We start from the raw sequence: 12307 nt of genomic DNA on the forward strand, positions 1-12307 counted from the left end.
CCGTCGCGCGGGGGCGCTCGGGTTCATTCGAAGTTCAGCCTTGAAACCATTGCTCTGTCGAAACGAAGTCGCAGGGAGGGCGATATGCGGGGTGGTTTCTGGAGTGCGGCGGCGCTGGTCTGTGCTCTGTCGACAGTGGCGCAGGCGCAGGATCAGGTCGCGGGACGCTGGATCGTCACCGTCGATTATTTCGGCACGCCAACCTATTGGACGCTCGATCTCAAGCAGGATGGCAGTCAGATCAGCGGCGACCTGACCGGCGACGTGCTGACCGGCACGGTCAAGGGCAGCGAGATCCGCTTCCTGGCAAAGGACAATTCCGGCGGCTCGGAGGACGTGACCGCCCGGCTGGTCAAGGGTCGGATCACCGGCGAGATGCTACTGGTGGACGGCAGCGCGCCGGCGGGCGGGCCGCACCGCCTGGCCTTCACTGCCGAGCGTCCGCCCCAGCCGAGCGGCGCCGCGCCCCGGCGGCATGAGTTCGTGCCGACACGCTATTATCGCCAATTCTCGCCGTTCAACCCGCCGGCGCTGCACGTGAACCCCGGCGACACGATCCATACGACGACGATCGATGCGGCCGGCATCGACTGGCAGGGCATCCGCCGCGCTGCGCCCGGCAATCCGCAGACCGGTCCCTTCTATGTCGACGGCGCGATGCCCGGCGATACGCTGGTCGTCCGCATCCGCAAGCTCCGCCTCAACCGCGACACGGCGATCAGCTCCAGCGGCATGACCGAGCGCGGGCAGGACGCGCGCACTGCGGTGCGCATGGCGGGGGCGGGCAAGCCGGTCACCTGGCGGCTCGATCGCGAGAAGGGTGTCGCCACGCCCGACGCGCCGAGCGATGCGCTCCGGGGCTTCGAGGTGCCGGTCAAGCCGATGCTCGGCGGCATCGGCGTGGCGGTCAATCCGCGCGGCGCCGCGCCCGGATCGGGCGATGTCGGCAGCTTTGGCGGCAACATGGATTTCAACGAGATGGGCGAGGGGACCACCGTCTACCTTCCCGTCGCGGTGCCGGGCGCCTTGCTCTATTTCGGCGATGCCCATGCCTTGCAGGGCGACGGCGAGACCACCGGCGACGCGCTCGAGACCTCGATGGACGTCGAGGTCGAGGTCGATCTGATCCGCGGCAAGAGCGCCGGCCGGGTCCGCATCGAGACGCCGACGCATCTCGTCGCGATCGGCATGGAGGGCTCGCTCGACGCCTCGTTCCGCGCCGCCTCGTCGAGCATGTTCGCCTGGCTGGCGGCGGACTATGGTCTGACCCCGGCCGACATCGCCCAGATCTACGGCACTATCGCCGAATATCGGGTGAGCGCGGTGCCGGGCGCCGCCGCGGGCATGGTCCTCAAGATCCCCAAGGCCCGCCTCGTGACGCTGCCGGGGGTGAGGAAGCCGTGAGGTCGTTTCGATGCTCGAAGGGGTGGGGACTCCTATCCCATAGAGAACTGCGTCACCCCGGCCTTGTGCCGGGGTCCACAGTGCCGCACTGGATGCCCTGGAACCTAGAGTTCAACCCTCACCGTGCGGTGGACCCCGGCACAAGGCCGGGGTGACGGGGGAATTCCGGGCAATGCCGGGCTTCTCCCCTCCGGTTCGGCTTCGACCTCAGCTATGCAGGAAGTGCATCACATCGCCGTCCTTGACGATGTACGCCTTGCCTTCCGCGCGCAGCTTGCCGGCCTCGCGCGCCTTGGCTTCCCCGCCCAGCGCGACGAAATCGTCATAGGCGATCGTCTCGGCGCGGATGAAGCCCTTCTCGAAGTCGCTGTGGATCACGCCCGCCGCGTTCGGCGCGGTGGCGCCCTGGTCGACGGTCCAGGCACGCGCTTCCTTCGGGCCGACGGTGAAGAAGGTCAGCAGATGGAGCAGCTTGTAGCCGGCGCGGATCACGCGGGCGAGGCCGGTCTCCTCCAGCCCCAGCTCGCCCAGGAACTCGCCGCGGTCCTCGACCGGCATCGTCGCGATCTCGGCCTCGATCGCGGCGGAGACGACGACTGCCTCGGCACCCTCGGCCTTCGCCTTGGCGAACACCTTGGCCGACAGGTCGTTGCCGTTCGCCGCGTCTTCCTCGTTGACGTTGCACACGTACAGGACCGGCTTGCCGGTGAGCAGCTGCGCCTGGGCGAAGGCGCGCGCCTCGTCCGGGTCCTTCGGCTCGGTCAGCCGCGCCGGCTTGCCGTCGCGCAGCAGGTCGAGCGCCTGGCCGAGCACGCTGGCCGCGACCTTGGAGTCCTTGTCGCCCTGCGCCGCCTTCTTCTGCAGGTTGGGCACGCGCTTCTCGAGGCTCTCCAGGTCGGCGAGCATCAGCTCGGTCTCGACGGTCTCGGCATCGGCGATCGGGTCGACCTTGTTGTCGACATGCTGGATGTCGTCATTCTCGAAGCAGCGCAGCACATGGACGATCGCGTCCACCTCGCGGATGTTGCCGAGGAACTGGTTGCCCAGTCCTTCGCCCTTGCTCGCGCCGCGCACCAGCCCGGCGATGTCGACGAAGCCGAGCTGCGTCTCGATGATCTTCGCGGAGCCGGCGATCTCGGCCAGCTTGTTCAGCCGCGGATCCGGCACCGCGACATTGCCGACGTTCGGCTCGATCGTGCAGAACGGATAGTTCGCCGCCTGCGCCGCCGCCGTCTCGGTCAGTGCGTTGAAGAGCGTGGACTTGCCGACGTTCGGAAGCCCGACGATGCCGCAGCGGAAACCCATGTGAAGCCTGTTCCAATGTTCTGGGGAAAGGCGCCCCGATAGAGCGAAAGCGCCGCTTTTGCCAGCGCGTTGACTTGGGGGCCGCGCATGGCACAGTGACGCCATAAAAGAGGGGACGAACCATATGATCCGTTTCGGTTGTTTCGCCGCGGCCGGCGTCGTGCTCGCGCTTGGCCTGTCGGCCTGCGACGACAGCGCGGCCAACCAGAAGGCGAATGCGGAAGCCGCTACCCGCGCCGCCGGTGCCGAAAAGGCCCAGAAGCTGAAGGAAGGCGTCGAGCACAGCTTCGACTGCCTCTCGGCACTGCGCTGGCAAAAGGCGGGGATCGCCGCCGCCGGGGCGGGCGACACCAAGGTCTATGAGGCCTATTATCGCGAGAAGCTGGAGGCCGCGCTCGGCGACCAGACGCTCCCGGCCGGCGACGACGGCGCCCCGGCGCTGTCCAAGGCGACGATCCAGGACTATGCCGACTGGGCCTATCCCAGGACGGTCGAGGCCAAGTTCCGCGCCGGCAAGGACAGCAATGGCGACGGCACGGTCTCGCCGGCCGAGCGCAGCGGCCGCGGGCTCAACACCGTGGCCCAGTGCGTCCAGTTCGTCGCCGAAATGGGCAAGGGCCCGCTTGCCGGCAAGGACAAGGTGGCCCGCATGTTCCGCATCGAGGCGCTGCGCAAGTCGCTGAAGGACAAGGACGCCTGAGCCTTTCGCCACGCCTGAAACCGCGGGCGGTTGCGGGATGGCGCCGGCGGCTCCGTCCCCGAGAGGGAAGAAGGCGGAAGTTGCGACACGCGGTTTCGCCTTCTAAGGCCCTCAAAACGCCGTATTGCGACCGGATTAGCCGGACGCGAACGGCTTGACTGGGGGCCGTTCATCTGGGGTACAGGGGCGGCAGGCCCTTTCGGTGCCCGCGTGTTTTAAGGAGCAGGGAATGATTCGCCGTCACATGTTCATGAGCGCGCTTGCCGCGACGGTTGCGCTGTCGGGCTGCGGTGGCGGCAACGATTCGACCGCGACGCCGACGCCGACCGCGACGCCCACCCCGACGCCGACGCCGTCGCCCACCTATGCGGCCTTCCCGCTGGCCGCCCCGGCCGAGTTCAACACCTATAACGCCGCGATCAGCTATACCGGCGATCCGGCGACCAGCGCGGTCACCCTCGGCCCGGTCAGCACCGAAGCGCTGACGGCTCTGGCTCGCGTCCGCCTCGCCACCGACACGGCGATCGCCACCGGCACCTATGTGATGCGCGAGAACACCGAGGAATCGCGCTTCTGCGTGCCGACCGGCCAGACCTGCACCTCGACCTTGGTCACCGGTGCCGAGACGACCAACCCCGAGTTCATCTTCCGCACCAACGATGCGACCACTGCGGGCAAGTTCGCCCAGGTCGAGTATCTGAACAACGTGGTGAAGGACAAGGTCACCGCCAATGCGGCGCTGGCGCTCACCCGGGTGAGCTACGCCAATTGGTGGCGCGGCGATTCGACCGCCGGCCAGAAGCGCCTCGCCTATACCGCCTGGGGCTATTCGACCGCCTATAGCGACATGCCGGCCACCGGCACCGTCAACTACAGCACGCTGACCGTCACCGGCCGCCTGGTGAGCACCGTCGGCGCCACCACCGCGATCAACAAGGTCACCGGCACCGTGACCATGGCGACCAACTTCGCCACCGGCGCCGTCACCATGACGATGACCCTGTCGACGATCCCGACGGGCGGCGGCGCGCCGGTCGCCTATGGCACCTTCACCGCCCAAGGCGCGATCCCGGTCGGCCAGAACCAGTGGACCGGCAGCTTCACCACCGGCAGCCCGCTCACCGGCACGCTGGCCGGCGGCTTCTTCGGTTCGCAGGGTGAGCAGGTCGGCACGGTCTTCTCGGCCACCGGCAGCTTCGGCGGCGCCAACCAGAGCCTGATCGGCGTGGTCGTCGGCAAGAAGTAAGCCGCACCACTCGAGGAAACAGCGAAGGGGCTCCGGTTCGCCGGGGCCCCTTTTCTTTGCGGAAAAGGGCGTCCTGTGCCGTGCCGGTGCAGCCGCTTCTGGCCGCCTGATACCGGCCGCGGGCGTTCGATGTCGGAAGTTCTGCCCTCAATATCGATGAAAAATCTAGGAAATCACGACGCCGCTATTCACCCGTGCGCCGCGCCATCCGAGTGAAGAACCTTGAATGATGTGGCTGTCGATTGATCTGTTATGGTGATATGACGCTCCCTCTTTGGTTAAAAGGGGTTCAGCTATGGCAAATATTGTGATGCGCGCCGCGTTGACGGGCGTCGCTCTTCTGGGGAGCGGTTTTCTATTTGCAGGTCAGGCGCAGGCGCAGGCGACGCGCACCTGGGTCTCGGGTGTCGGCGACGACGTCAACCCGTGCAGCCGCACCGCGCCGTGCAAGACCTTCGCCGGCGCCATCTCGAAGACCGCGGCGGGCGGCGAGATCAACTGCATCGATCCGGGCGGCTTCGGCACGGTGACGATCACCAAGTCGATCACCATCGATTGCACCGGCACGTTCGGCAGCACGCTGAATTCCGCGACCAACGGCTTCATCGTCAACGACAGCGCCACCGGCACGCCGGGCACCATCAAGGTCATCCTGCGCGGCCTGTCGGTCGATGGCGCGGGCACGACGCAGGGGCTGAACGGCATCCGCTTCATCTCGGGCGCCTCGCTGATCGTCGACAACGTCATCGTCCAGAACAACGGCAACGGATATGGCGTCTCGTTCCAGCCGAGCCGCCCGGCCAAGCTGTTCCTGACCAATGTGACGATCACCGGCAACGGCAACGGCACCTCGGGCGGCGGGATCTTCGTCAATCCCACCGGTGCCCTGGGCACGGGGCGCGTCGTGCTGAACGACGTCAGGATCTTCAACAATGGCGGCAGCGGCCTGCAGGTCGATACCGTCGGCAACACCGCGACCGGGGGAAGCATCGTGCTGGTCAAGAACAGCGTGATCTCCTCCAATCCCATCGGCGTGCTGGTGAACACGCCCGCCGGCACCACCACTGCGGCGGTGATGATCGACAGCACGGGGATCTTCGACAACAGCAACCGCGGCATCCTCGCCGGCGGCGCCACGGCCACCGTGCGCGTCCGCAACTCGACGATCACCGGCAACAATGCCGGCCTCCAGTCCGGTACCGGCGCGGTCATCCGCAGCTATGGCAACAACGCCCTCGACGGCAATTCGGTCGACGGCGCCTTCACGGCACCGGTGCTGCCGCAGCAGTGATGGTATGCGGCGGGTGGGGCCTGGGGCTCCACCCGCTCACCGGCGGCGCGGGCCGATGCAAAGCGGCCCGCACCTCTGGCCTCAAAGGTGGAAGTCGCCCGAGACCAGCGCGATATTGCCGCTCAGCGCGATAGCGAAATCGGCGACGCCGTTGCCGTCGAGATCGCCATAGATCATCGTCCGCGCGCCCGAATATTCGTAGCGCAGTTCTCCCGCGACGCCGGTGAAGGCGCCCGTCCCGAGGAAGGCGAAGGCATCGTCGGCGCCCCCGGCGACCGCGTCGATCGCGCTCAGGTCGATCCGGTCGCCTTCCGCCTGGCTGAAGTCGTAGATCAGGTCGGCGGTGGTGGCCGTGAGCCCGGCGAAATCGCCCGAAGCGAAGCCGAACGTATCGCCACCGCCACCGCCGGTCAGCTGGTCGCGCCCGGCGCCGCCGATCAGGATGTTCGCGCCCGAATTGCCCGAGAGGCTGTTGTCGAGCGCATTGCCCGTCCCGTCGAGCGCCGCGGTGCCGGTCAGGCTAAGCTGCTCGAGCTCACTGCCGAGCGTGTAGCTGATGCTCGAATTGACCGCATCGACGCCGCCGCCGGCAGCTTCGACGATGACGTCACCCAGGCTGTCGACCGAATAGGTATCGCCGCCTGCACCACCGGACATGAAGTCGTCGCCGGTGCCGCCGTTCAGGACATTGCCGGTGGCGCTGCCGATCAAGATGTCGTTGCCGCCATTGCCCTCGATCGCGGTGCTGCCCCAGGGAAGGCCGCCATAGGGATCTGCGCTGACGTCGAACACATCGTCATAGTCGGAGCCGAGCACGGTCTGGATGTGCTCGATGCTGGTGAGCGTGATCCCGCCGATCGTCGCGGAGCTGCCGCCAAGCACCGCGGTGAAATCGGCCGTGACGCCCGAGGTGGCGGCGGTGAAGACGAGGCGTACCGAATCGATTCCGCTGCCGCCGTCGAGCGTGTCGTTCACGCCGCCGCCGAGCAGATCGTCGCCATCCAGGCCGTAGAGGAGATCGGCTTCGCTGTCGCCATTGCCGGTGTAGGAAAAGCCCTCGAGCCAGTCGCGGCCGGCGCCGCCGATCAGCACATCGCTGCCCGACCAGCCGTAGAGCGAGGTGCTGCTCCCGGCCAGGCTGCCGGTGGTGAATGTATCGTTATAGGCCGAGCCATAGATGGTGCCGAGCCTCTCCATATTGGTGATCGCGGCGCCGGCGACGGTGATCGAGCCTCCGGTCCAGATCGCGCTGAAGTCTATCGTCAGCGCCGAGGTGGCGTTCTGGTAATTGCCGTTGAGCCGATCGGTGCCCGATCCGCCGTCGACCAGGTCGCCGGCGCCGGCGGTGATCGTGTCGTCGCCATTCTCGCCATAGAGCCGGTCGTAGCTGTTCTCGAAGAGCGGGCCGCTGACGATCGTGTCGTTGCCGTCCCCGCCGCGAATGAGGTCTGCGCCGGCGCCGCCATCTAGCGTATCATTGCCGCCCAGACCGTAGATCGTGTCGCCGCTGCTCGATCCGGTGATGTAATCGGTGCCGCTGGTGCCAGTATAAGTGGGCATTGTCATTCCCCTTATGCCGCAGCGCGAGAACATCGCGCATGCTTCGCGATGAAATAGATCGATTCAAAAGATGAATCGATGATGACAATGGCGTCGTTACCTTTGCGGAAACTATTGGCTATCACTGATCCATGTTGGAAAGGGGTTCGCGGCCGGTCGGCTTGTCGTGCATTGCTGCCCTTTCGCGGCAGATCGCGCCAGCCCGCCGCAGCCCCTCAATCCTGCAGACGCAGCGCCACGTCGCTCATGAACCGCGCATCGTCGCCCGCCGCCAGCCACGGCGCCTCGGCGGCGATCGCGCCGAGCATGTCGGCCAGCGGGTCGAGCTCGTTCTTGGCGTAATTGCCCAGCACATAGCCGTGCACCCGGTCCTTGTGCCCGGGATGGCCGATGCCGATCCGCACCCGGCGGAAATCCGGTCCCAGATGCTTGTCGGTCGAGCGCAGGCCGTTGTGCCCCGCGGTGCCGCCGCCGCGCTTCACCTTGACCTTCATCGGCACCAGATCGAGCTCGTCATGGAACAGGGTCACGTCTTCCGGCGTCAGCTTGTAGAAGTCCATCGCCGCGCGCACCGAACGGCCGCTCTCGTTCATGAAGGTGCCTGGCTTGAGCAGGATCACCTTCTGCGTCCCGATCCGGCCCTCGCGGGTCCAGCCCTGGAACTGCTTCTTCTCGGGCGTGAAGCCATAGGTCTCGGCAATGGCGTCCACCGCCATGAAGCCCACATTGTGCCGGTGCATCGCATATTGCGGGCCCGGATTGCCCAGGCCGACCCACAGCTGCATCTCAAATCCTGCTCAAACGAAAATCGCCTCCGCACCTAGGGCGCGGAGGCGATTTTTTGAACCGGTAAGTTCGAGGGGGCGATTACTCGCCGGCTTCCTCGCCTTCGGCTTCGGTCTGGGTCGTGTCGCCTTCGCTCGACTTGAGCGCCGACGGAGCAACCACGGTCGCGATGGTGAAGTCGCGGTCGGTGATCGCCGAGGTCGCGCCCTTCGGCAGGGTCACTGCCGAGATGTGCAGCGAATCGCCGACTTCGAGGCCCTTGAGCGAGATGGTGATCTCGCTGGGGATCTCGGCGGCGTCGACGACCAGGTCGAGCTCGTGACGGACGACGTTCAGCACGCCACCGCGCTTCAGGCCCGGAGCGAGCTCTTCGTCAGCGAAGACGATCGGCACGTTCACGTGCACGGTCGCGTGCTCGCTGATGCGCAGGAAGTCGGCGTGCACCGGACGATCGGTGACGGGGTCGAAAGCCACGTCCTTGGGCAGGGTGCGCTCACCATTGATCATGATGATCGAATTGAAGAAGTGCCCGGTCATCAGCAGACGATAGAGCTCGCGCTCCTCGACGTGGATGCTCTTCGGATCCTGCTTGTTGCCGTAGATCACGGCGGGGACGCGGCCATTACGACGAAGCTCGCGGGAGGCTCCCTTGCCAACCTGCTCGCGCGTCTCGGCCGACAGCGTAAGCGTATCGCTCATGTGTCGTTCCAATCAGCTAAAGTTAGTTCGATCCGGCCAGGCCTCCAGGGATGACCCTGGCACGGAAGGCGCGCGCATAACGGGGGAAGGCGGGAAAAGCAAGGTTGTGTGCAGGCGAATGCAAACATGTGTCGGCAAACGCCAACATTCGTCATCCCCGCGAAAGCGGGGACCCATCTCCCGGACCATCCCCGGACACTCCGGCCGTATTTGTTTGCACGTGCAGGAGATGGGCCCCCGCTTTCGCGGGGGTGACGATGGATTCAGACGATTTCCTCGAGAAAGTCATCCAGCTTCTCGAAGCTCTGGCTCCAGCCTTCGCGCATGCCCGAAAGCGCGGGCAGCAGCTCATCACTCGCCTGCAGCACCACCGTTGTCATGTGCATCTGCGTGCCGCCGCCGGGGGCGTCGGTGAATTCCATCCGGGTGCGGTGCTCGATGCCCCAGCTGCCGTCCGGCGCACCGAAGGCGCGAAGAACCATGACCAGAGTGTCCGGACGATCGACCACTTCATACTCGCCATGCACTTCGTTGATCCCGTACGGCTCGGGCCCGCGCATATCGAGGCGGATCCTGCCGCCCGGCCGCGCCTCGCTCTCGGCGAAGGGCACGTCGAAATGGTGCGGACCCCACCAGCGGGCGAGATGCTCGGCCTTGGTCATGCAGTCGAACACCAGGTCGCGCGGCGCGGCAAAGGTGCGGTCGATGGTCACTTCATAGCCGGCACCGAGTTCCGTCGTGGTCATTTGCTCTCTCCATTCTTCTTCTGCAGTTCATCGAGATAGGCGTCGAGGTCGTCGAACTTGGCGTCCCAGAAGCGGCGATATTCGGCGATCCAGTCGCTCGCGGCCTTGAGCGCCGCCGGCTCCAGCTTGGCGGGGCGCTGCTGCGCGACCCTGCTGCGCGAGATCAGCCCGGCATGCTCGAGCACCTTGAGGTGCTTGGTCACCGCCGGCCCGCTCATCGCAAAGGGCTGGGCGAGCTCGCCCACTGTGGTTTCGCCCAGCGCCAGCCGCGCCAGGATCGCGCGGCGAGTGGGGTCGGCAAGGGCGGCGAAGGTGTTGCTCAGGGCGTCCATATATAACTCATAGGTTATTTAACCGAAGAGTTATATTAAGCCCGGGGCAATGTCAATCCGGCGCCACCTTAGCTACCTTAGGTGTCCGCTGCTTCTGCTCGTCATCCCGGCTTTCGTCGGGATGACGGTCGTGGGTTGGCCTCAGTACCGAACCCGCTCGACCTTCAGCCCACGCTTGGCCAGCTCGGCCTGCACGCTCTCGCTGCCCGCCAGGTGCCCGGCGCCGACGGCCAGGAACACCGTGCCAGGCTGTTGCATTCGCTTGGAAATCCAGCCGGCCCAGTTGCGGTTGCGGTTGACCAGCAGCGCCTGGCTCACCTCGGGGGCGGAGGCCATGTCGGCATTGACCAGCCTCGCCAGCCCCTCGGCATCGCCCTTGCGCCAGGCAGTGACGGCCTGGTCGATCTTGCTGCCGGCCTGGGGCAGGTCGTCGATCGTCTCGATCAGCAGCTTGCGCTGGGCGGGCAGGGGCAGGGCGTCGAAATAGCCGAGTTGCTGCCGCGCGGTCTCCAGCCCCTCGATCTTCTTGCCCGCGGCCTTGGCGGCGTTGGTCAGGGTCAGCTCTGCGCCCTGCTTGTCGTCATATCCCAGCTGCTTGAGCGGCATCACCGACAGCAAGGTGGCGGCCAGCCAGGGCTCGGCCCGGTCGAGCGAATCGGGCGCCATGCCATATTCGGGCAAGGCCGCGCGCATCTTCGCTGCCTCTGCGGCAGGCAGCTGCTCGGTCAGCGGCGGGCCAGCGGCGGCGGTGCCCAGCTCGGCGACGATCTGCTGCATCTCGGCATCGGGCGGCAGCACCAGCTCGAGCACCAAAGTGTCGGAGGCATCGAAGGCCTTCCTGATCCCGTCGTCGAACCAGCTGAGCCCGGGCTTGAGCACATGGACGGTACCGAACAGGTAGATGGTGGTGTCGGCGTCCTTGACCACCCACAGGGCCGGGTCGGCCTTCTCGGCCGGCGCGGCAGGCTTCTGCCCGCAGCCCCAGAGGGTCAGCGCGGCGAGGGCGGGCATCAGGCGGCGGATCATCGGGCGTGCGATCATCCCCGCTGGGTAGCCGCGAACCGCCGATCGATCCAGAGTCGCGGCGGTGCGGCATTGACCGGTTGGAGAGGAGACGCCAAAGCGCGGGGCACTATGGCAGAGCCCCTCAGCTTCCAGCGCATGATCCTCACGCTCCATGACTATTGGGCGGAGAAGGGCTGCGTGATCCTCCAGCCCTATGACATGCGCATGGGTGCGGGCACCTTCCACCCGGCGACGACCTTGCGCGCCCTCGGCCCCGAGCCGTGGAACGCCGCCTTCGTCCAGCCCTGCCGCCGCCCGACCGACGGCCGCTATGGCGAGAACCCGAACCGGCTCCAGCATTACTACCAGTATCAGGTGATCCTGAAGCCGAGCCCGCCCGACCTGCAGAACCTGTACCTGGGCTCGCTCGCCGCGATCGGCATCGACTTCACCAGGCACGACATCCGCTTCGTCGAGGACGATTGGGAATCGCCGACGCTCGGCGCCTGGGGCCTGGGCTGGGAAGTCTGGTGCGACGGCATGGAAGTCACCCAGTTCACCTATTTCCAGCAGATGGGCGGCTTTGACTGCAAGCCCGTCGCCGGCGAGCTAACCTACGGGCTCGAGCGGCTGGCGATGTACATTCAGAACAAGGACAGCGTCTACGATCTGGCCTTCAACGACCAGGGCGTGACCTATGGCGACGTGTTTCTCGAGAACGAGAAGCAGATGTCCAAGTACAATTTCGAAGTCGCCGACACCGAGACTTTGTTCGAGGGCTTCCGCAAGGCCGTGGCCGAATGCGAGAACTGCCTGAACAACAATGTACCCATCGCCGCCTATGAGCAGGCGATCGAGGCCAGCCACCTGTTCAACTTGCTCCAGGCCCGCGGCGTGATCTCCGTCGCCGAGCGCCAGGCCTATATCGGCCGCGTGCGCGATCTGGCCAAGGGCAGCTGCGAAGCCTGGATCCAGCACATGACGCCCAGCTGGCAGGCCAAGTATCCGGAGTGGACGATATGATGTTCACGCGAAGCCGCGAAGGCGCGAAGATTTTGTTTCGCGCAGAGGCGCAGAGGGAAATGCCCGCGAAGCGGCTGCAAATCGCCCGCGCACAAAGCCTGACGCCTCGCTGGCGCGAGACGGCCCAGCCTGGGCGCTCTCTGCGTCCTCTGCGCCTCTGCGCGCAAAATTCTTCCTTCCTTCGCGCCTTCGCGCCTTCGCGTGATGAAA

Annotated in this window: 12 protein-coding genes; 5 read left to right on the forward strand and 7 right to left on the reverse strand. The window is 66.2% G+C overall.

The genetic code is table 11. The features are described 5' to 3' along the window. The first annotated feature begins 84 nt into the window (after positions 1 to 84). On the forward strand, positions 85 to 1404 hold the full coding sequence (locus J2W22_RS18750; protein ID WP_307119802.1) for an acetamidase/formamidase family protein: 1320 nt from the start codon (positions 85 to 87) through the stop codon (positions 1402 to 1404). A 207-nt stretch (positions 1405 to 1611) separates the two neighbouring features. Here J2W22_RS18750 and ychF read toward each other — a convergent pair whose 3' ends face one another. Further along, the gene (ychF, locus tag J2W22_RS18755) at positions 1612 to 2709 is read right to left on the reverse strand and encodes a redox-regulated ATPase YchF (protein WP_307119803.1); all 1098 of its coding nucleotides are present in this window, start codon (positions 2707 to 2709) and stop codon (positions 1612 to 1614) included. A gap of 124 nt (positions 2710 to 2833) precedes the next feature. On the opposite strand from ychF, the gene J2W22_RS18760 reads away from it, so the two are divergent. The 3 genes from J2W22_RS18760 to J2W22_RS18770 all read left to right on the forward strand — a co-directional run bounded on the left by J2W22_RS18760 (position 2834) and on the right by J2W22_RS18770 (position 5946). Beyond that, a complete protein-coding gene (locus J2W22_RS18760) occupies positions 2834 to 3409 on the forward strand; it encodes a hypothetical protein (protein ID WP_307119804.1) in 576 nt (191 codons plus the stop codon). Between the two features lie 229 nt (positions 3410 to 3638). Continuing rightward, positions 3639 to 4655 (forward strand): hypothetical protein, encoded by a 1017-nt coding sequence (locus tag J2W22_RS18765; RefSeq protein WP_307119805.1) that lies wholly within the window; start codon positions 3639 to 3641, stop codon positions 4653 to 4655. Positions 4656 to 4950: 295 nt separating this feature from the next. Next, positions 4951 to 5946, forward strand: a complete 996-nt coding sequence (locus J2W22_RS18770) for a hypothetical protein (RefSeq protein WP_307119806.1) — start codon at positions 4951 to 4953, stop codon at positions 5944 to 5946. A gap of 81 nt (positions 5947 to 6027) precedes the next feature. On the opposite strand, the gene J2W22_RS18775 is transcribed toward J2W22_RS18770, so the two are convergent. The 6 genes from J2W22_RS18775 to J2W22_RS18800 all read right to left on the reverse strand — a co-directional run bounded on the left by J2W22_RS18775 (position 6028) and on the right by J2W22_RS18800 (position 11095). Beyond that, positions 6028 to 7506 (reverse strand): calcium-binding protein, encoded by a 1479-nt coding sequence (locus tag J2W22_RS18775; RefSeq protein WP_307119807.1) that lies wholly within the window; start codon positions 7504 to 7506, stop codon positions 6028 to 6030. 215 nt (positions 7507 to 7721) lie between these two features. Beyond that, positions 7722 to 8291 carry an aminoacyl-tRNA hydrolase gene (gene pth, locus J2W22_RS18780; protein ID WP_307119808.1) on the reverse strand — a complete coding sequence of 190 codons (570 nt, stop codon included), beginning with the start codon at positions 8289 to 8291 and terminating at the stop codon, positions 7722 to 7724. 82 nt (positions 8292 to 8373) lie between these two features. Further along, complete coding sequence (locus tag J2W22_RS18785) at positions 8374 to 8991, reverse strand: 50S ribosomal protein L25/general stress protein Ctc (protein WP_307119809.1); 618 nt, start codon at positions 8989 to 8991, stop codon at positions 8374 to 8376. A gap of 263 nt (positions 8992 to 9254) precedes the next feature. Next, positions 9255 to 9737: an SRPBCC family protein gene (locus J2W22_RS18790; RefSeq protein ID WP_307119810.1), complete on the reverse strand. Its 483-nt coding sequence runs from the start codon at positions 9735 to 9737 to the stop codon at positions 9255 to 9257. Further along, positions 9734 to 10069 (reverse strand): ArsR/SmtB family transcription factor, encoded by a 336-nt coding sequence (locus tag J2W22_RS18795; RefSeq protein ID WP_307119811.1) that lies wholly within the window; start codon positions 10067 to 10069, stop codon positions 9734 to 9736. Before J2W22_RS18795 ends, J2W22_RS18790 begins: the two co-directional genes overlap by 4 nt. A 141-nt stretch (positions 10070 to 10210) precedes the next feature. Next, positions 10211 to 11095 carry a TraB/GumN family protein gene (locus J2W22_RS18800; protein WP_307119812.1) on the reverse strand — a complete coding sequence of 295 codons (885 nt, stop codon included), beginning with the start codon at positions 11093 to 11095 and terminating at the stop codon, positions 10211 to 10213. 108 nt (positions 11096 to 11203) lie between these two features. On the opposite strand from J2W22_RS18800, the gene J2W22_RS18805 reads away from it, so the two are divergent. Then, positions 11204 to 12097, forward strand: coding sequence for a glycine--tRNA ligase subunit alpha (locus tag J2W22_RS18805; protein WP_373423001.1), 894 nt, complete (start codon positions 11204 to 11206; stop codon positions 12095 to 12097). Positions 12098 to 12307 lie beyond the last annotated feature (210 nt).

The organism is Sphingomonas kyeonggiensis (assembly GCF_030812785.1).
Lineage (GTDB): Bacteria > Pseudomonadota > Alphaproteobacteria > Sphingomonadales > Sphingomonadaceae > Sphingomonas > Sphingomonas kyeonggiensis_B.